Genomic DNA, 18,762 nt, shown 5'->3' with positions numbered 1-18,762 from the left:
GCACGTCTTCCCCGAGCGCGTCTTCCCCGAGCGTGTCTTCCCCCCGCCGCAAGCTCGCCCGCGCCGCCCAGCGCATCACCTCCTCGGCGCTCGGTCCGTATCAGACCGCGGTCATCCGGATCGGTTTCTCCGTCACCTATCTGCTCTTCCTGCTCCGCGAGCTGCCGCACCGCCACGAGATGTACGGCCCCGACGCCCCGTGGGGCTGGGACATGGCGAAGCAGCTCATATCGGGCAACGAATCCTTCTCCGTGCTCATGTGGTCGAACAGCACGGCCTGGTTCGAAGTCGTCTACGCGATCGCGTTGGTGTCCGCCGCACTGCTGATGCTCGGCTGGCACACCCGCGCCATGTCCGTCCTCTTCATGGCCGGCGTGCTCTCGCTGCAGAACCGCAGCATTTTCCTGGGTGACGGCGGCGACAACGTCATCCATCTGATGGCGATCTATCTGGTGCTGACGCGTTGTGGACAGGTCTGGTCCCTGGACGCGCGGCGAGCGGCACGGGCGACGCGAGAGGTGACTGCACAGGGGGAGGGCGCACGCAGGCCGGTGCCGAATGTGGCCGGGACGGTCCTGTGGGTGCTGCTCGGACTGGTCCTCGTGGCAGGTTCGGCGACCGGCGGACTCGGCGGCACCTGGTGGCTGCCGGCACTTTTCTGGGTGCTGTGGATCGGCCATGGTGCCTGGTGGGCCCTGAATCGGTACGCGCCGCGCAGCGAACCGCGCCTTCTGCTGGACGTCATCGCCAACCTCGTCCACAACGCCACGCTCGTCGTGATCATGGTTGAGGTCTGTCTGATCTACGCGACCGCCGGCTGGTACAAGATCCAGGGATCGCGGTGGCAGGACGGCACCGCCCTGTACTACCCGCTCAAGCTCGACTACTTCACCCCATGGCCCGCCCTGTCCGACCTGCTCGCCTCCAACGGTGTGATGGTCATGGTCCTGACTTACGGCACAGTCATCGTGCAGGTCGCCTTCCCCTTCACGCTCTTCAACCGGCGAGTCAAGAACGTCCTGCTCGTCGCCATGATGTGCGAGCACGCCGGCATCGCCCTGCTGCTGGGACTGCCCTTCTTCTCGATGGCGATGATCGCTGCCGACTCCGTCTTCCTGCCGACGGCCTTCCTGGTCTGGCTGGGGGGCCAGGTGACGCTCGGGCGGCAGCTGCTGTTCTCCCGCTCGGGCCGGGTGCCCGCGCAGCGGCGGGGCGGCGAGGAGGAGGCCCCGCAGCACACCGGAAGCGATGGCCATACGCTCGTCGGGTGAGCAGCGATATCGGCAGCACCGGCCGTACCAGCACGAGCAGCAGTACCAGCACCAGCAGCGGCCCCTCGGGCTCAGCCCCTGTGGCGGGTGAGCCGTCGGCGGAGGCCCTGCAGTACGACGACGGGTTCGGGGTGGAGATCGGTGTCGGGCCGCACCCGCTGCCCTGGCCCGAGGGCGAGCGCTACGACCTCGAGCTGCTCGCGCACGGCGACCGGCGCAATGTCGGCGACGAGTACCGCTACTGGACGCGGGAAGCGATCGTCGCCGACCTGGATCTGCGACGGCACGACTTCCACGTGGCCGTGGAGAACTGGGGTCACGACTTCAACATCGGGTCGGTGGTGCGTACCGCGAACGCCTTCCTGGCCAAGGAGATCCACATCGTGGGCCGGCGGCGCTGGAACCGGCGCGGTGCGATGGTAACCGACCGGTACCAGCATGTGCGGCACCACCCCGACACGGCGGATCTGACCGCCTGGGCGGCGGCCGAGGGGCTGCCGATCATCGGGATCGACAATCTGCCGGGGGCCGTGCCGCTGGAGCGCACCGAGCTGCCGCGCAGGTGTGTGCTGCTTTTCGGGCAGGAGGGGCCGGGGCTGACGGAGGAGGCCCGCAAGCACGCAGCGATGGTCTGCTCGATTGCCCAGTTCGGCTCGACGCGGTCGATCAATGCGGGGGCAGCGGCGGCCATTGCCATGCATGCCTGGGTGCAGCGGTACGCCGACATTCCGGAGACCGGGGTCTGAGGGGGCGAGGGCGAAGGGGCGGGAACCGGGGGCTTCTGCCCCGGCCCCCGCTCCTCGACGCCCGAGGGGCCGGCCGACGGGCTTGCGCTATGCCTGGCGGCGGACCTCCACCATGCGGAAGCGGTTCGACACGAATGCTCCGTCGCTCAGTGCCGCGTTCGCCGCAGGGTTGCCGCCCGAGCCGTGGAAGTCGGAGAAGGCCGCCGTCTGGTTGACGTACACCCCGCCCGTCAGGTTCAGCGAGAGCTGGGCCGACTCGTCCAGACAGACCTCCTCCACCGCAAGCTCCACCTCCGGTGAGGTCGTGTACGCACCGACCGTCATCGCGCCCTCTTCACGGATCGTGCGGCGCAACAGCTCCACCGCATCCGCCGTCGAGTCGACCGCGACCGCGAAAGCCACCGGTCCGAAGCACTCCGACAGGAAGGCTGCCTCGTCGTCCGGCTTGGTGGCGTCGAGCTTGACGACGACCGGGGTACGGACCACCGCATCCGGGAACTCTGCATTGGCCACTTCCCGCGAGGCCAGGGCGACTTCGCCCAGTTCGGCCGCCGCCTCCAGCCGGGCCTTCACCTCCGGGTTGACGAGCGCGCCGAGCAGCGCGCTCGCCCGGGCGTCGTCTCCGAGCAGGCCGGTGACCGAGGCGGCGATGTCACCGACCACGTCGTCGTACGACTTGTCGCCGGCGTCGGTGGTGATGCCGTCGCGGGGGATCAGCAGGTTCTGCGGGGTGGTGCACATCTGGCCGCTGTACAGGGAGAGGGAGAACGCCAGGTTGGCCAGCATGCCGCGGTAGTCATCGGTGGAGTCGACGACGATCGTGTTGACCCCCGCCTTCTCCGTGTAGACCTGGGCCTGGCGGGCGTTGGCCTCCAGCCAGTCGCCGAAGGCGGTGGATCCGGTGTAGTCGATGATCTTGATCTCGGGGCGGACCGCCAGGGTCTTGGCGATGCCCTCGCCCGGCTGCTCGGCGGCCAGACAGACCAGGTTGGGATCGAAGCCCGCCTCGCTCAGCACCTCGCGGGCCACCTGGACCGTGAGTGCCAGGGGAAGCACGGCGCGCGGATGCGGCTTCACCAGGACCGGGTTGCCGGTGGCGAGGGAGGCGAAGAGTCCCGGATAGCCGTTCCACGTCGGGAAGGTGTTGCAGCCGATCAGCAGTGCGATACCGCGGCCTGCCGCGATGTACGTCTTGTGCAGCTGGAGCGGATCGCGCTTGCCCTGCGGCTTGGACCAGTCCGCGGTGCGCGGGGTGCGGATCTGCTCCTCGTACGCATACGCCACCGCCTCCAGGCCGCGGTCCTGGGCGTGCGGGCCGCCCGCCTGGAACGCCATCATGAAGGCCTGCCCGCTCGTGTGCATCACGGCGTGGCCGAACTCATGGGTGCGGGCGCTGATCCGCGCCAGGATCTCCAGGCACACCAGGGCCCTGGTCTCGGGCCCCGCCTCGCGCCACTCGGCCATTCCCGCGCGCATCGCCGGAAGCAGTACGTCCGGGTCGGCATGCGGATATTCGACGCCGAGCTCCGGTCCGTAGGGAGAGATCTCCCCGCCCGTCCAGCCGTCGGTGCCCGGCTGGCCGAGGTCGAGCCGGGTGTGCAGCACGGCGTCGAAGGCGGCCTTGCCCTCGGCGGCGCCCAGGCTGCCCGGGGCACCGCCCTCGCCGTATGCCTTCGGGTGCTCGGGATGCGGGGACCAGTACGCGCGCGTGCGGATCGCGTCGAGGGCCTGGTCGAGCGTCGGGCGGTGTTTCTCGGACAGCAGTCGGGGGGAGAGCTCGGCGGCCATGACGGACCAACTCCTCATCGAGCTGGGCAGGGACGGGCGGACAGAGTTAGAGTAACCGAACGATCGGTCGGGACAAGGGGGCCCACGAAACCTGTGGACAACTCGTAGGGGAGGATCGCGGACATGACCACGGCCAAGCGGGACACGTACACCCCGGAGACTCTCCTCACCGTCGCCGTCCGTGTCTTCAACGAGCGCGGTTACGACGGCACGTCGATGGAGCACCTGTCCAAGGCGGCGGGCATCTCCAAATCGTCCATCTACCACCATGTTGCGGGCAAGGAAGAGCTGCTGCGGCGCGCGGTCAGCCGGGCGCTGGACGGGCTCTTCGGGATTCTCGGCGAGGCCGGAGCGACGCGGGGGCGCGCGATCGAGAGGGTCGAATACGTCACGCGCCGTACCGTCGAGGTACTGATAGCCGAACTGCCCTACGTCACGCTGCTGCTGCGCGTGCGGGGCAATACGGCGGCCGAGCGCTGGGCCATGGAGCGGCGCCGCGAATTCGACCAGCGGGTGGCCGAGCTGCTGAAGGCGGCGGTCGCGGACGGTGATCTCCGCTCCGACGTGGACATACGGCTGGCGACCAGGCTGCTCTTCGGAATGGTCAACTCCCTGGTCGAGTGGTACCGGCCGCAGCCGGGCAGTGGCGCCGAGGGGGAGCAGCTGGCGGACACGGTCGTGCAGCTGGCGTTCGAGGGGATGCGTTCCAGCCGCTGAGTCGTTGACGGCCGGATGCCGGATGCCGGATGCCGGATGCCGGATGCCGGATGCCGGATGCCGGATGCCGGATGCCGGATGCCGGATGCCGGATGCCGGAAACGCCGGAACCGGCACGGCGAGCGACTCCCTAGGTGAGTTCGGTGGGGTGGTCGGGCCCCGGGGCCAGGTCGGTCTCCTCGAACACCAGAAGCGTGCGCGTGGACAGCACCTCCGGGATGGCCTGGATTCTGGTCAGGACCAGCTCGCGCAGCGACCGGTTGTCCGGGGTGTGTACCAGCAGCAGCACGTCGAAGTCGCCGCTTACCAGCGCGATGTGGGTCGCCCCCGGCAGTGCCTGGAGCTGCTCGCGCACCGTCCGCCAGGAGTTCTGCACGATCTTGAGCGTGATGTACGCGGAGGCGCCCTGCCCCGCCCGCTCATGGTTCACGCGTGCGCTGAAGCCGCGGATCACGCCGTCGTCGATGAGCCGGTTGATCCGCGCGTAGGCGTTGGCGCGCGACACATGAACGCGGTCGGCCACCGACCGTATCGAGGCGCGGCCGTCCGTCTGCAGCAGCCGGAGGATGTCACGGTCGATGGCATCGAGCGGGCGCGCGGGTGGAACCTGGCCGGGGCCCTCGACCCCGTCGGCCATTTGTTCAGCTGCCATGTCCCCGCGCCTCCCTGTCCTGGACGACCTGCCCCTATCCCAGGCTGTGGAGAACCGTTTGTCCACAGGCTGATGGCGCCTGTAGCCAAAATGCGCCCGCGACCGAACAATCGGTAGGTGAGGCACACCACATCCGTGCCTCGGACAGTGCTCGACATTTCGACATATTCAGCCACCCCTCGATATCGGATGACCCCTCGATATCGCCAGATGCCGCTCGATATCCCTCGATGCAAGGAGGTGCTTGTCATGACGGTCCAAGAGCTGCCCGGCGCGGCCGCCTACCGGCCCACGCCGCCCCCGGCCTGGAAGCCGCTCACCGACCCCGCGCCGCTGCTCCCGGACCCCGAGCCGTACCGCGTGCTCGGTACGGCTGCCGTGGCCGACGCAGACCCCGAGCTGCTGCTGCGGCTCTACGCCGAGCTGGTGCGCGGGCGGCGGTACAACGCCCAGGCCACCGCCCTCACCAAGCAGGGCCGGCTCGCCGTCTATCCGTCGAGCACCGGGCAGGAGGCCTGCGAGATAGCGGCGGCGCTGGTGCTGGAGGAGCGGGACTGGCTCTTCCCCAGCTACCGCGACACGCTCGCGGCGGTGGCGCGCGGCCTCGACCCGGTCGAGGCGCTGACTCTGCTGCGCGGCGACCGGCACACCGGGTACGACCCGCGTGAGCACCGCATCGCCCCGCTCTGCACCCCGCTCGCCACCCAGCTGCCGCATGCCGTGGGTCTGGCCCACGCGGCGCGGCTCAAGGGGGACGATGTGGTGGCGCTCGCCATGGTCGGCGACGGTGGGACCAGTGAGGGCGATTTCCACGAGGCGCTGAACTTCGCGGCCGTCTGGCGGGCACCGGTGGTGTTCCTGGTCCAGAACAACGGCTTTGCGATCTCCGTGCCTCTGGCGAAGCAGACGGCTGCGCCGTCACTGGCGCACAAAGCGGTGGGGTACGGGATGCCGGGCCGGCTGGTCGACGGCAATGACGCGGCCGCCGTGCACCAGGTGCTCGGCGAGGCGGTGGCACGGGCCCGGGCCGGTGGCGGCCCGACCCTGGTCGAGGCGGTGACGTACCGGATGGACGCGCATACGAACGCGGACGACGCGACGCGCTACCGCGGCGACAGCGAGGTGGAGGCGTGGCGGGCGCACGACCCGATCATGCTGCTGGAGCGGGAGCTCACCGAGCGCGGGCTGCTCGGCGAGGACGGCATCGAGGAGGCGCGTGCGGCCGCGGAGCGGATGGCTGCCGGGCTGCGCGAGCGGATGAACGCCGATCCGGTGCTCGATCCCATGGACCTCTTCGCGCATGTCTATGCGGAACAGACCGCACAGCTGCGGGAGCAGGCAGCGCGGCTGCGGGTGGAGCTGGACGCCGAGCAGGGCCAGGACGGTACGAGTGGTGCGGGGGACGGTCGATGACCACGGCAGCGATGGCCGGCGAGCGGACTGACAGGGTCAAGCCGGCCACCATGGCGCAGGCGCTCGGGCGTGCACTGCGCGACTCGATGGCCGAGGACCCGACGGTGCACGTCCTCGGTGAGGATGTCGGCACGCTCGGCGGGGTCTTCCGGATCACCGACGGACTGGCCAAGGAGTTCGGCGAGGACCGTTGTACGGACACGCCGCTGGCCGAGGCGGGCATTCTCGGCACGGCCGTCGGCATGGCGATGTACGGGCTGCGGCCGGTGGTGGAGATGCAGTTCGACGCGTTCGCCTATCCGGCGTTCGAGCAGCTCATCAGCCATGTCGCCAAGATGAGGAACCGGACCCGGGGCGCCATGCCGCTGCCGATCACGGTGCGGGTGCCGTACGGCGGCGGGATCGGCGGTGTCGAGCACCACAGCGACTCCTCGGAGGCGTACTACATGGCCACGCCGGGCCTGCATGTCGTCACGCCGGCCACGGTCGACGACGCGTACGGGCTGCTGCGGGCATCGATCGCCTCCGACGACCCGGTGGTCTTCCTGGAGCCCAAGCGGCTGTACTGGTCGAAGGCGTCATGGTCGCCGGACGCGCCGGTGGAGGTCGAACCGATAGGACGTGCCGTTGTCCGCCGTCCGGGGCGCAGCGCGACGCTGATCACCTACGGACCGTCCCTGCCGGTCTGCCTGGAGGCCGCCGAGGCGGCCGTCGAGGAGGGCTGGGACCTCGAAGTGGTGGACCTGCGATCGCTGGTCCCGTTCGACGACGAGACGGTCGCCGCCTCCGTGCGGCGCACTGGCCGCGCGGTCGTCGTCCACGAGTCGTCCGGGTTCGGCGGCCCCGGTGGGGAGATCGCCGCTCGCGTCACCGAGCGCTGCTTCCACCATCTGGAGGCCCCGGTGCTGCGGGTCGCCGGGTTCGACATCCCTTATCCGCCGCCGATGCTGGAGCGGCACCATCTGCCGGGCGTGGACCGGGTGCTCGACGCGGTCGCGCGGCTGCAGTGGGAGGCGGGGAGCTGATGCCCCAGGTACTCGAATTCAAGCTGCCCGACCTGGGCGAGGGCCTGACCGAGGCGGAGATCGTGCGCTGGCTGGTGGAGGTCGGCGATGTGGTCGCCATAGACCAGCCGGTCGTCGAGGTCGAGACCGCCAAGGCGATGGTGGAGGTGCCGTGTCCGTACGGGGGTGTCGTGACCGCCCGCTTCGGCGAGGAGGGTGCGGAACTTCCGGTCGGGGCCCCATTGTTGACGGTGGCGGTGGGGTCCGCGGAGGAAGACCGTGCCGAGGTTCCTTCCGCCGCCGGCGTCGCGGAGACCGAGTCGTCCGGCAATGTGCTGGTCGGGTACGGCACCGGGGCGCCCAGGGCACGTCGCCGGCGGGTGCGACCCGAGGCGATTTCGGCCTCTGCCGCTGCGGCGGTGGTGGCTCCGGATGTGCCGCGGCCGGTCTCCGCTGTGGTTCCGGAGGTGGTGCCGGGACCCGTGGCGGTCGTCTCTCCGCTGGTGCGGAAGCTGGCGCGGCAACATGATCTCGATCTGCGGCAGTTGACGGGATCGGGGCCTGACGGGCTGATCCTGCGTGCCGATGTCGAATCCGCGATCAGGGCTGCGGCGGACGGGAAGGCGGGGAGGGCGGCGGCTGCGTCGGCTCCGATTTCTCCCGCGGTGTCGGCGACTGCTCAGGTGTCGGCCTCGGCCTCGGTGCCGGTGTCGTCTTCGGCCGCCGTGGAACGGATTCCGTTGCGCGGTGTCCGGGGCGCGGTCGCCGACAAGCTGGCGCGCAGTCGACGTGAGATACCCGACGCCACGTGCTGGGTCGACGCGGATGCCACCGAGCTGATGGCCGCCAGAGCCGCGATGAACGGCGCCGGTGGTCCTTCCGCGGGGCCCAAGGTGTCGGTGCTCGCCCTGCTGGCCCGCATCTGCACAGCGGCTCTGGCCAGGTTCCCCGAGCTCAACTCCACTGTGGACCTGGAGGCACGGGAGATCGTACGGCTGCCCGCCGTGCATCTCGGCTTCGCGGCCCAGACCGAGCGGGGGCTGGTCGTTCCTGTCGTGCGGGACGCGCAGGCCCGTAACGCGGAATCGATCGGCGTCGAGATCGGCCGACTGACCGAGGCGGCAAGGACGGGCACGCTGACCCCGGCGGAGCTGACCGGCGGCACGTTCACGCTGAACAACTACGGGGTGTTCGGGGTCGACGGATCGACACCGATCATCAACCACCCCGAGGCGGCGATGCTCGGTGTGGGCCGGATCGTGGCCAAGCCGTGGGTGCACCGGGGCGAGCTGGCCGTCCGCCAGGTCGTCCAGCTCTCGCTGACCTTCGACCACCGGGTCTGCGACGGAGGCACGGCGGGCGGCTTCCTGCGGTACGTGGCCGACTGCGTGGAACAGCCGGCCCTGTTGCTGCGCACGTTGTAGGGGGAAGGGGAGGAAGACGAGAAGGGAGGGAACGAGGAGGCCCAACGGGGGCGCACGGCACGCATACTCGGGGCATGACCGTGTATGACGCCATCGTTCTTGCCGGAGGCGCCGCCAAGCGCCTCGGCGGCGCCGACAAGCCGGCCGTCCGCGTCGGCGGCCGGGCACTGCTCGACAGGGTGCTCGCCGCCTGTGCCGATGCCGCCGTCACCGTCGTGGTGGGCGGACGGCGGCCCACCCTGCGCGCTGTGACCTGGACGCGCGAAGAGCCCCAGGGCGGGGGGCCGTTGGCGGCACTCGGCGCCGGGGTGCGGCAGACGACGGCGGAGCACGTGCTCGTGCTCTCCGCGGATCTGCCGTTCCTGGGTGAGGGCACGGTCAAGGCACTGCTGGCGGCGACCGGACACGGAGAACGGGACGGGGCCCTGTCCGTCGACCAGGACGGGCGGGACCAGCCACTCGTCGCCGTCTACCGTGCCGAGCCACTCCGCCGTGAGCTGGCACTTCTTGCCACGGAGCACGGGAGTCTGGCCGGGCTGCCGCTGCGGTTGCTGGCACATGAACTGGACCTCGCCCGCGTGGAGGCGGGTCCCCTCGCCTCGTTCGACTGCGACACCTGGGAAGACATTGCCGCGGCCCGGGCCCGTATCAGAGAGCATGGGACCGTGCTGGACGAATGGATCACCGCAGTCAAGAACGAACTGGGCATCGAACTCGACGTCGACACCGGCGTCCTGCTCGACCTCGCCCGCGATGCCGCCCACGGCGTCGCCCGGCCCGCCGCGCCCCTGACGACGTTTCTCGTCGGGTACGCGGCGGCGAAGGCGAGCGACGGCGGCGCTGAGGCGGTGGCCGAGGCGGCTCGCAAGGCGGCCGCTCTCGCCCTCCGCTGGGCAGACGAGGCCGAGACCGAGACGCCATGACGGCGCATCAAGGCAAGGCCGGTGACGCCCCGTCGACCGACGGGGCGTCGGGAGCACCGCCGGATCCGCTGCTTCCGCCGGCCCCGGTGAACGGGGCCGCGGGCGTCGCGAGGGCTGAGCAATCTGCTGCCCGGCCGCTGACTCCCAGGGAGTCTCGCGTGGTCGAGGCGACCCGTGCTGCGAGGGAGATCCCTCCTGGAGAGCAGGGTGGCGTCGCGGAGCAGACGCGCGCTGCTGAGGAATCCAACGCCGCCGAGGTGGTCGTTTCGGTCGGGCAGGCCCCTGCGGCTGAGCAGGCCAGTGTCGCGGAGCGGGCTCATGCAGCTGAGCAGGCCCACGCGGCGGACATGGCCCGTGCGGCTGAGCAGGGCCGCGTCGTGGAGGTGGCTTGTGTCGCGGAGCAGGCTCGTGCGGCGGAGCGGACTCGTGGTGTCGAGGAAGCCCGCTTGGCCGAGGAAGCCCGCGCGGCCGAGGAAGCCCGCATTGCTGAGCAGGCTCGCGTCGCGGAGGAAGACCGTGCCGTTGACGAGGCCCTTGCGCTGGTGGGAGGCCGGGTTTCGGCTCGCCCGCAGCCGCTCGCGGGGGCCACGACGCGGAGTCTCCAACAGAGCTCCGACGGCAGGGCCGGCCAGGACGCCGACCCGAGCCCCGACTCCGGTCCCGGTCCTGTGCCCGACCCCACCCACGGCTCCGGCCGGCGCTCCGCTCACGGTCCCGGTTGTGGCGCCGCAGCGCGGAACTCCGGTCACAGTCCCGGCCACAGTTCCGGTCAGACCCCCGCTCGCGTCCCACGCGGAGATGCCGCCGTCTGGAGCGAGGCCCGTGCCCGGGCGGCGCAGGCCGGCCGCGGAGGCTCCCCCCGTACGCAGCGAGTCGCCCTCGACCTGGCCCTCGGGCACGTGCTGGCCGAACCCGTGACCGCCCTCACCGATCTGCCGTCCTTCGACACCTCCGCCATGGACGGCTGGGTCGTCGCCGGACCCGGACCCTGGACCGTCCGTGCGGGCGAGGACGGGACCCCGGGGCTGAGCATTCTCGCCGGTCACAGTGCGCCGGCCCCGCTCCCCGACGGTGATGCCGTACGCATCGCCACGGGCGCCCGCATCCCGGCGAACGCCACCGCCGTGATCCGCAACGAACACGCTCACACGGACGAGGGCAAGAGGCTGCTGTATGCGCAGCACCAGGTGGTTCCTGGGCAGGACATCCGGCCGCGCGGCCAGGAGTGCCGGTCCGGTGAACAACTCCTGCCCGCCGGGACCCTGGTGACGCCCGCCGTCCTCGGCCTGTCCGCGGCCGCCGGTTACGACGAGCTGGTGACGGTCCTCCGCCCGCGCGTCGATGTTCTCGTCCTCGGGGACGAACTGCTCACCGCCGGTCTGCCGCATGACGGGCTGATCCGGGATGCCCTTGGTCCCATGATCGGACCCTGGCTGCGGGCCCTGGGCGCCGAGGTCTCCGCCCCACGCCGTCTGGGCGATGACGCGGAGGCTCTGCGGCACGCCCTCACCACCTCCGACGCCGACCTCGTCATCACCACCGGCGGCACCGCGGCGGGCCCGGTCGACCATGTCCATCCCGTTCTCGCCAAGACCGGCGCAGAGCTGTTGGTCGACGGCGTCGCCGTACGCCCCGGCCACCCGATGCTGCTGGCCCGGCTGCCCTCCGGCGGCCCGTATCTCGTCGGGCTGCCCGGCAACCCGCTCGCTGCTGTGTCAGGTCTTCTGACGCTCGCCGAACCTCTCCTGCGCGGCCTGGCCGGACGGCCACCGGAGGAGACGCGCCGGGTCGTCGTACGCGACGAGGTACACGGCCACCCGCACGACACCCGCCTGGTCCCCGTCGTCCACCGGGTCGCTGCCGGAGAGGGCGCCGGCCGCGCGGCCGACGGTGGCGATGCAGGGCATGTCGTACCCCTGCACTACAACGGCCCGGCCATGCTCCGCGGGATCGCCGCCGCCGACGGGCTCGCCGTCGTACCTCCGGGCGGCACGGGATCCGGCGACGAGCTGCAGATCCTCGAACTGCCGTGGGGCTCGGCGACACCGTGGACGGGAGGGTGTTTCACGTGAAACTTCCCGGCCACGATGCGATGGCCAGGCGGGTCGACGAGCACGTCGCCCCCACCCGGATCCTGCTCCCGCGCCGTGTCGTCGACCGGCCCATCCGGCAGGTGGTCAAACGGCTGCTGATGGCGTTGCTGGTGCTGGCCGTCACCGTGCTGATCGTCTGGTCCGACCGTTCCGGTTACCACGACGCCGCCGATGGCTCGGTGGACCTGCTGGATGCGGTCTACTACTCGACGGTCACGCTTTCCACCACCGGGTACGGCGACATCACCCCGTACAGCGACGGCGCACGACTGATCAATGTGCTGCTCGTGACACCGCTGCGCGTGCTCTTCCTGATCATTCTGGTCGGCACCACCCTGGAGGTCCTGACGGAGCGGACCCGGGAGGACTTCCGGCTGAACCGTTGGAGAACAAACTTGCGTGAGCACACCGTTGTCGTCGGCTTCGGCACCAAGGGCCGCTCGGCCATCCAGACGCTCTGCGCCACCGGTCTGAAGAAGGAACAGATCGTGATCGTCGACCCGGCGACCAAGGTGATCGAGGCCGCCAACGCCGAAGGGTTCGTGGGCGTCGTCGGGGATGCGACACGCAGTGAGGTGCTGCTGCGGGCGGAGCTCCAGAAAGCACGTCAGATCATCATCGCCACCCAGCGCGACGACACAGCGGTGCTCGTCACGCTGACCGCGCGGCAGCTCAACCGCGGCGCGAAGATCGTCGCGGCAGTGCGCGAGGAGGAGAACGCACCGCTGCTGAGGCAGTCCGGTGCCGACGCCGTGATCACCAGTGCCAGTGCTGCGGGCCGGCTGCTCGGCCTCTCCGTGCTCAGCCCCAGCGCGGGCACGGTGATGGAGGATCTGATCCAGCAGGGAAGCGGCCTCGATCTCGTCGAACGGCCGGTGATAAAGGCCGAGGTCGGAAAAAGCGTACGGGAGACCGACGATCTGGTCGTCAGCGTGCTGCGCGGCCACCGGCTGATCGGTTACGACGATCCGTCGGCCAGCCCACTGCAGCTGACGGATCGGCTGATCACCATCGCGCGGGCTTCGGGCGACGCTCAGTCGCTGAACACGCCGCACCGGCAAGGCGGGTGACGGCCCGCGCGCGCCCGCCGTCCCCCGACGGCGAACGCCCGCGACATGTCGTGTGAGCCGGTCGGAGACTTGCCGCGCCGAGGTTACGGAGTAGCCTCGCCGCCATGCATGCGATCACGATCCCCGAACCCGGTGGCCCCGAAGCGCTCGTGTGGGCCGAGGTCCCCGATCCCGTACCCGGCGAGGGCGAGGTCCTCGTCGAGGTCGTGTCCAGCGCCGTCAACCGCGCCGACGTGCTGCAGCGGCAGGGCTTCTACAATCCGCCGCCCGGCGCGTCCCCGTACCCGGGTCTGGAGTGCGCGGGCCGGATCGCGGCGATCGGCCCCGGTGTCACCGGCTGGTCGGTCGGCGACGAGGTGTGCGCGCTGCTGGCCGGTGGTGGTTACGCGGAGAAGGTCGCCGTGCCTGTCGGCCAGCTGCTGCCCGTGCCGGACGGCGTCGATCTGGCGGTGGCCGCGGCGCTGCCCGAGGTGACGGCCACGGTCTGGTCGAACGTCTTCATGGTGGCCCATCTGCGTCCCGGCGAGACGCTGTTGGTGCACGGCGGTTCCAGCGGCATCGGCACCATGGCGATCCAGCTCGCCAAGGCCGTGGGTGCGCGGGTCGCGGTGACCGCGGGCGGCCCCGAGAAGCTGGCGCGCTGCGCGGAGCTCGGTGCGGACATCCTGATCGACTACCGGGAGCAGGACTTCGTCGAGGAACTGCACAAGGCGACGGACGGGGCGGGCGCGGATGTCATCCTCGACATCGTCGGCGCGAAGTACCTGGACCGGAATGTGCAGGCGCTCGCGGTCAATGGCCGGCTCGCCATCATCGGTCTCCAGGGTGGCATCAAGGGCGAGCTCAACCTGGGCGCCCTGCTGAACAAGCGTGCCGCCGTCACCGCGACATCCCTGCGCGGGCGCCCGCTTGCCGAGAAGGCCGCGATCGTCGCTGCCGTGCGTGAGCATGTGTGGCCGCTGATCGGCAGTGGCGTGGTCCGGCCGATCGTGGACTGCACCCTGCCGATGCCGGACGCCGCGGAGGCGCACCGGGTGCTGGAGGCCAGCAAGCACATCGGCAAGGTTCTCCTGCGCACACCGACGTCGGCCTGAGCGGACGACGGAGCCGCCGGCGCACGGCACCGGACGGCGGAAGTCTGTGATGAACGACACCGGACGAGGGAGGCCGCCGGCGCACGGCACCGGGACGCGAAAGCGGGCAGAAGGCGCATAAGGTACAGAGCTGCAGCAGGGCCCGGCACACAGGAACGTGTGCCGGGCCCTGCTCTTCGTTCGTACGTGGGCGGGACGGGGTTCAGCAGCTGTACGGAACTCGCCGTACGGCCTACAGGTACGGCCCCGACCGGATCGCCCCGTGCGGATCCGAACTGTCGTCGTCGTGACCGCTGCCCGGCGGAAGGGCGCGGCGCATCTGTTCCAACTGTGCCCGGGCCGCCATCTGCTGGGCGAACAGGGCCGTCTGGATGCCGTGGAAGAGGCCCTCCAGCCACCCCACCAACTGGGCCTGTGCGATCCGGAGTTCCGCTTCAGAGGGCACCGATTCCTCGTTGAACGGCAGAGAGAGCCGCTCGAGCTCCTCGACCAGCTCCGGCGCGAGGCCGTCCTCCAGCTCCTTCACGGAGCTTGCGTGGATCTCCTTGAGCCGGACCCTGCTCGCCTCGTCGAGAGGAGCCGCCCTGACCTCTTCCAGGAGCTGCTTGATCATGCTGCCGATGCGCATGACCTTCGCGGGCTGTTCGACCATTTCTGTCACCGGGACCTCACGCGATTCGTCGTCAGTGCCACCGCCGCCGATCGCCATGCCGTCCTGTCCCACTACGAGGACTTGGGGGTGCTCCTGCGACCGTTCATTCCTCGGCATCTCCATGCCGCCCATTGTCTCGCACACCTCCTGCTCAACAGGGTGGTGCCCCCGAAAACGGTTGATCCACCATTTTCGGGGGCACCGGAACCACCCGGTCGGCCCGTCAACCGGCCCGTCGTGACAGGGTCTGCCGGGAGCGGGTGAACGCCGCCGCGCCCAGCCCGGCCAGCAGCGGTACGACCACGGCCAGCAACCCGATGGTCGCCCAGGGCAGCACGATCGGTGTGTAAGCGGACTCCATCGGCTCCACCCGCATCTGCTTCACGGCCTCACGCAGATCGACGAGCCGGAGCGCCACGGCGGGCACCAGACCGGCCGCCGTACCGAGCACGACGCCGGTGAGTGCGACGACCAGGCACTGGAATCCGGAGAGGGTCCGCCGTACGCGTGGGGGTGCGCCCACGGCGCTGAGCGTGGTGAGGTCCGTCTCCGCATCGGCCTTGGCGAGACCGGTCGCGATCGCGGCCGCGCCCAGGGTCACCACGCCCGCGAACAGGGAGAGGACCAGCAGGATCGTGTCCTGCCGCTCGGACGGACCGTGCGGCGACTGGAGGTAGATGCCGCCTCCGGCCAGGTCGATCGCCGCCGAGACCCGCTGGTCCTCACTGCTGGTCGTCTCATGGGCGACCGTGTAGACGCTGCCGTTCACCTCGGTGTGCAGGCCGAGCCGCTTCGCTGTCTGCAGGGGAAGGATCAGGCGGACCCCGGGCGTGGCGGCGTACTGCTCCGGTGCCTGATACACCTTCAGCCGGTCGGTACGGGTCTCGGCCGTGCCCGGGTGCAGCTTGCGGTTCGCCTTGTCGCGGTCGCTGTACCTGTGGACGGCCTTGAGGGTGACCTCGCCGTCCTTCGCGTACGCCGGGTTGAGCAGCACGGGTGTGCCGGCCGCCAGGGCCTTGGCGGCCGCGGGATCCTGGAGTTTCACGTAGGTGGAGAGGAAGGCCGCGTCTCCCAGGACGACGCCATCCGCCGAGCTGTTGAACGGGTCGTCGTTGATGTATTCGCCCAGGCAGGCGGGGGTCCGCATCAGCTTCCTGTGCTCGTCGGCGGAGAGACTCGCGGCGAGTTTCCTGGCGCTCTTGCCGGTGAGCGGGCAGGTGTGGCCCTTGCCGGTGGGCTTGATCAGCTCGACCGAGCCGCAGCTCGTCTCGTCCTCGTAGTAGACATTGCAGTCGCTGCCCGCCCAGACCCGGCCGACGTCGGCGTGTCCACCGGTGACGGCGAGGTTGTGTTCGACGGCGGCCCGGGCGAGGGGGAGCCGGTCGGCCGACTTGTCGCCGGAGGCCATGAGCGCAACCGTGCCGGGGGTGAGCCCCGCCGTGTACTCATAATCCATCTCGGCCTGGCTGCTGGACATGGAGGTGGCGATCGCCACCGAACCCGCGACGGCTGCCATCACGGCCGCGACCGCCGGAGCCGTACGCCCCCGGTTGCGGGCCGCGTCACGCAACGCCATCCGTGGCGAGAGCGGGAGACTGCGGCCGAGCCGTCCGAGGAGGCCGACGATCACCGGGATGCAGCCGAGCAGTCCGAGCTCGGCGACGACCGAGCCGCCGGCGACCAGCGTGGAGTTGCCGCTGGTGCCGCCGCGGACCGCGACGGCCGCACCGATCAGCAGGGTCACGGAGCCCAGCACCGGCAGTACCCGGGAGCTGTGACGGATGCCGCGGCGGCCGCTGAGCGACTCCAGCACGGACTGCCGGCTCGCCACGATGGCGGGTACGAGCGCTGCCAGCAGACCGGTGACCAGGCCGATCACAGCGATGATCAGCAGTTCCGACGGGCGCACGGACAGTGATCCGAAGCGGTATCCGGCCCAGTTCTCGATCACCGGGCGGAACACCACGGTGAGCAGGAGTCCTGCCGCGACACCGGCCACGGCACCGACACCGCCGAGGACCAGCCCGCCGGAGAGCACCACGGCCCGGACGTGGCGCCGGTCGCCACCGCACGTACCGACGAGGCCGAGCTGGCGGCGGGAGCGCCGGGCGCCGACCGCGAAGGCCGGTCCGGCGAGCAGCACGATCTCCAGGACGGCCATGGCGACGACGGTGATCAGCGCCGCGCTCAGCTCCTCGGAACCGCCGTACGAGTTGCCGCTCATGGTCCGGGCCATCGGGACCTCGGAGTCCGGCGGCGGGTCGAGGACGACCTGCCGGGACACGACGAGGGCGCCCCGCGCATTGGCGGCGAGTACGTCGGACCAGCTCACGCCCGCCCCCGCGGCGCCCTTGACCAGCCACTTCTTGGAGTCGATGTTCGGCGGCAGGACCTTCTTGTCGTGCCGGGCCGTGTTCGTCCACGGGTCGATGACCGCCCCCGGATCGGCGTACAGGGCTTCGGACTTGAGGTCGTCGGGCCGCTCGACGACACCGGTGATGGTGTACGTGCGCTCGGCGCCGCGCAGGGTGGTGCGCGAGCCGACGTGCAGCCCCGACTTCGTCAGGAAGGGCTCGGTGGCGGCCATTTCACGGTCGCCGTGCGGAAGTTCTCCCCGTACGAGGTCGACCTTGCCGCGGGCCATCGGGTCCGACGTAGGGAACTCGACGATCTCGGTGGTGGTGATGCCGTACTTGGTGGTGACGCTCGCCGGGACGGACTGGATACTTGTCGCGTGCGCGCCCGCGGGGAGTGCGGCCCGCATGTCGATCGGCGGCACGGGTTCGCCGCCCGGCTGCACGGTGTCCTGCGACGCCAGGTCGTACGACTGCCCGTCGGGCATCTGCTGGATCGGGCCCCCCATCCCCGGATCGCTGAACAGCGCGTCCGCGGAGCCCATCGAGGCCGTCAGCTTCTCGGCCCGGGTCGGCTCCACACTGCGGTACGTCACATCGGCAGCCGTCACGCCGAGCACCGGCAGCGCGATCATCGCGACGACCAGTGCGCTGCGGCCCTTGGCTCGCATCGCGTCGCGTCGCGCGATCCTGAGGGCGGCACGCCAGCCCGTGAATACGCTCACTTGGCGCCCTCGGCGGCGAGCAGCGAGTCGGCTCCGGTGGCCAGCGTCTGGTCGACGATCGAGCCGTCCCGGAGGAACACGACCCGGTCCGCCCAGGCGGCGTACCGCGGCTCATGCGTCACCATCACCCCGGCCGCACCCTGGTCGCACCGGTTGCGCAGCAGGGCGAGGACGGTCTCACCGGTCTCGGAGTCGAGCGCCCCGGTCGGTTCGTCGGCGAGCACCAGGCGCCGGTCCCCCACCAGCGCGCGGGCGATCGCGACCCGCTGCTGCTGGCCGCCGGACATCTCGTCGGGGAACCGGTCGGCGATCTGCAGGAGGTTCATCTCCTCCAGCGCGGCCCGTGCCTCCCTGCGTGCCTTGCGCACGGAGACGCCGTCGAGTTCGCGCGGCAGGGCGATGTTCTCGGCGGCGGTCAGCGCCGGGATCAGGTTGTAGTCCTGGAAGACATAACCCACGCTGCGGCGGCGCAGGGCGGCGACGCCCTTGCGGCCGAGGGTGGAGATGTCCTGCCCCTCGATGATCACTTGGCCGCCGGTCGCCGTGTCGAGACCACCGGCCAGGGTGAGCAGGGTGGACTTGCCGGAACCGGACGGACCCATCACGGCGACGAGTTCACCGGTGTGCACCGAGAGATTGATGCCGCGCAGGGCGTGCACCTCGGCGATGCCGGTGCCGTGGGTACGGGTGAGGCTGCGGAGTTCGAGCACGGGAGCGTCGACCGGCAGGGGTGCGGCGGACCGCTGGGACGACGAGGATGCGGACGGGTCGTGCGAGGACATGGCGAGTGGTTCCCCCCTCGGGAATGGTCTGTGGTCGAGACGGCGCACGCGGGC

At 70.6% G+C, this 18,762-nt stretch carries 15 protein-coding genes; 10 read left to right on the top strand and 5 right to left on the bottom strand.

Going from position 1 to position 18,762, the window contains the following annotated elements; genetic code table 11:
• Positions 1 to 32 precede the first annotated feature (32 nt).
• Both OG878_RS19925 and OG878_RS19920 read left to right on the top strand, forming a co-directional pair.
• Complete coding sequence (locus tag OG878_RS19925) at positions 33 to 1,271, top strand: HTTM domain-containing protein (RefSeq protein WP_328888044.1); 1,239 nt, start codon at positions 33 to 35, stop codon at positions 1,269 to 1,271.
• Positions 1,268 to 2,017, top strand: coding sequence for a TrmH family RNA methyltransferase (locus OG878_RS19920; RefSeq protein ID WP_443049137.1), 750 nt, complete (start codon positions 1,268 to 1,270; stop codon positions 2,015 to 2,017). The genes OG878_RS19925 and OG878_RS19920 overlap by 4 nt, the downstream gene beginning before the upstream one ends.
• 87 nt (positions 2,018 to 2,104) lie before the next feature.
• Here the strand turns inward: OG878_RS19920 and paaN are convergent, their stop codons facing one another.
• Positions 2,105 to 3,805: a phenylacetic acid degradation protein PaaN gene (gene paaN, locus OG878_RS19915; protein WP_328888043.1), complete on the bottom strand. Its 1,701-nt coding sequence runs from the start codon at positions 3,803 to 3,805 to the stop codon at positions 2,105 to 2,107.
• A gap of 123 nt (positions 3,806 to 3,928) precedes the next feature.
• Between paaN and OG878_RS19910 the strand changes: the two genes are divergently transcribed.
• Positions 3,929 to 4,522 (top strand): TetR/AcrR family transcriptional regulator, encoded by a 594-nt coding sequence (locus OG878_RS19910; RefSeq protein WP_328888042.1) that lies wholly within the window; start codon positions 3,929 to 3,931, stop codon positions 4,520 to 4,522.
• Between the two features lie 130 nt (positions 4,523 to 4,652).
• Here OG878_RS19910 and OG878_RS19905 read toward each other — a convergent pair whose 3' ends face one another.
• A complete protein-coding gene (locus OG878_RS19905; protein ID WP_443049262.1) occupies positions 4,653 to 5,159 on the bottom strand; it encodes an Lrp/AsnC family transcriptional regulator in 507 nt (168 codons plus the stop codon).
• Between the two features lie 264 nt (positions 5,160 to 5,423).
• Here OG878_RS19905 and pdhA point away from each other — a divergent pair, with 264 nt between their 5' ends.
• From pdhA to OG878_RS19870, 7 genes are all read left to right on the top strand, one after another.
• Positions 5,424 to 6,587 carry a pyruvate dehydrogenase (acetyl-transferring) E1 component subunit alpha gene (pdhA, locus tag OG878_RS19900; protein WP_328888040.1) on the top strand — a complete coding sequence of 388 codons (1,164 nt, stop codon included), beginning with the start codon at positions 5,424 to 5,426 and terminating at the stop codon, positions 6,585 to 6,587.
• Complete coding sequence (locus tag OG878_RS19895; protein ID WP_328888039.1) at positions 6,584 to 7,612, top strand: alpha-ketoacid dehydrogenase subunit beta; 1,029 nt, start codon at positions 6,584 to 6,586, stop codon at positions 7,610 to 7,612. The genes pdhA and OG878_RS19895 overlap by 4 nt, the downstream gene beginning before the upstream one ends.
• Positions 7,612 to 9,015 (top strand): dihydrolipoamide acetyltransferase family protein, encoded by a 1,404-nt coding sequence (locus OG878_RS19890; RefSeq protein ID WP_328888038.1) that lies wholly within the window; start codon positions 7,612 to 7,614, stop codon positions 9,013 to 9,015. Before OG878_RS19895 ends, OG878_RS19890 begins: the two co-directional genes overlap by 1 nt.
• A 74-nt stretch (positions 9,016 to 9,089) precedes the next feature.
• Positions 9,090 to 9,938, top strand: a complete 849-nt coding sequence (locus OG878_RS19885; RefSeq protein WP_328888037.1) for an NTP transferase domain-containing protein — start codon at positions 9,090 to 9,092, stop codon at positions 9,936 to 9,938.
• A 158-nt stretch (positions 9,939 to 10,096) separates the two neighbouring features.
• Complete coding sequence (locus OG878_RS19880) at positions 10,097 to 12,010, top strand: molybdopterin molybdotransferase MoeA (RefSeq protein ID WP_328888036.1); 1,914 nt, start codon at positions 10,097 to 10,099, stop codon at positions 12,008 to 12,010.
• Positions 11,968 to 13,101: a potassium channel family protein gene (locus tag OG878_RS19875; RefSeq protein WP_328888035.1), complete on the top strand. Its 1,134-nt coding sequence runs from the start codon at positions 11,968 to 11,970 to the stop codon at positions 13,099 to 13,101. Before OG878_RS19880 ends, OG878_RS19875 begins: the two co-directional genes overlap by 43 nt.
• A 104-nt stretch (positions 13,102 to 13,205) precedes the next feature.
• Positions 13,206 to 14,195, top strand: a complete 990-nt coding sequence (locus OG878_RS19870; RefSeq protein ID WP_328888034.1) for an NAD(P)H-quinone oxidoreductase — start codon at positions 13,206 to 13,208, stop codon at positions 14,193 to 14,195.
• Between the two features lie 232 nt (positions 14,196 to 14,427).
• Here the strand turns inward: OG878_RS19870 and OG878_RS19865 are convergent, their stop codons facing one another.
• From OG878_RS19865 to OG878_RS19855, 3 genes are all read right to left on the bottom strand, one after another.
• Entirely contained in the window at positions 14,428 to 14,970 is a 543-nt protein-coding gene (locus OG878_RS19865; RefSeq protein WP_277327302.1) for a bacterial proteasome activator family protein, read from the bottom strand.
• 100 nt (positions 14,971 to 15,070) lie between these two features.
• Positions 15,071 to 17,926, bottom strand: a complete 2,856-nt coding sequence (locus tag OG878_RS19860; protein WP_328888033.1) for an FtsX-like permease family protein — start codon at positions 17,924 to 17,926, stop codon at positions 15,071 to 15,073.
• A complete protein-coding gene (locus OG878_RS19855; protein ID WP_328888032.1) occupies positions 17,923 to 18,708 on the bottom strand; it encodes an ABC transporter ATP-binding protein in 786 nt (261 codons plus the stop codon). Before OG878_RS19855 ends, OG878_RS19860 begins: the two co-directional genes overlap by 4 nt.
• Positions 18,709 to 18,762: the final 54 nt, after the last annotated feature.

The sequence above is a fragment of the Streptomyces sp. NBC_00316 genome (assembly GCF_036158715.1).
In the GTDB taxonomy this organism is placed as follows: domain Bacteria; phylum Actinomycetota; class Actinomycetes; order Streptomycetales; family Streptomycetaceae; genus Streptomyces.
Note: the sequence above shows the minus strand (reverse complement) of the source record. Positions and strands in the feature narration are given on the sequence as shown.

Coding starts and splice junctions, on each gene's coding strand:
- paaN (WP_328888043.1), bottom strand. CDS start 3,805: ATGGCCGCCGAGCTCTCCCCCCGACTGCTGTCCGAGAAACACCGCCCG.
- OG878_RS19910 (WP_328888042.1), top strand. CDS start 3,929: ATGACCACGGCCAAGCGGGACACGTACACCCCGGAGACTCTCCTCACC.
- OG878_RS19905 (WP_443049262.1), bottom strand. CDS start 5,159: ATGGCCGACGGGGTCGAGGGCCCCGGCCAGGTTCCACCCGCGCGCCCG.
- pdhA (WP_328888040.1), top strand. CDS start 5,424: ATGACGGTCCAAGAGCTGCCCGGCGCGGCCGCCTACCGGCCCACGCCG.
- OG878_RS19895 (WP_328888039.1), top strand. CDS start 6,584: ATGACCACGGCAGCGATGGCCGGCGAGCGGACTGACAGGGTCAAGCCG.
- OG878_RS19890 (WP_328888038.1), top strand. CDS start 7,612: ATGCCCCAGGTACTCGAATTCAAGCTGCCCGACCTGGGCGAGGGCCTG.
- OG878_RS19885 (WP_328888037.1), top strand. CDS start 9,090: ATGACCGTGTATGACGCCATCGTTCTTGCCGGAGGCGCCGCCAAGCGC.
- OG878_RS19870 (WP_328888034.1), top strand. CDS start 13,206: ATGCATGCGATCACGATCCCCGAACCCGGTGGCCCCGAAGCGCTCGTG.
- OG878_RS19865 (WP_277327302.1), bottom strand. CDS start 14,970: ATGGAGATGCCGAGGAATGAACGGTCGCAGGAGCACCCCCAAGTCCTC.
- OG878_RS19855 (WP_328888032.1), bottom strand. CDS start 18,708: ATGTCCTCGCACGACCCGTCCGCATCCTCGTCGTCCCAGCGGTCCGCC.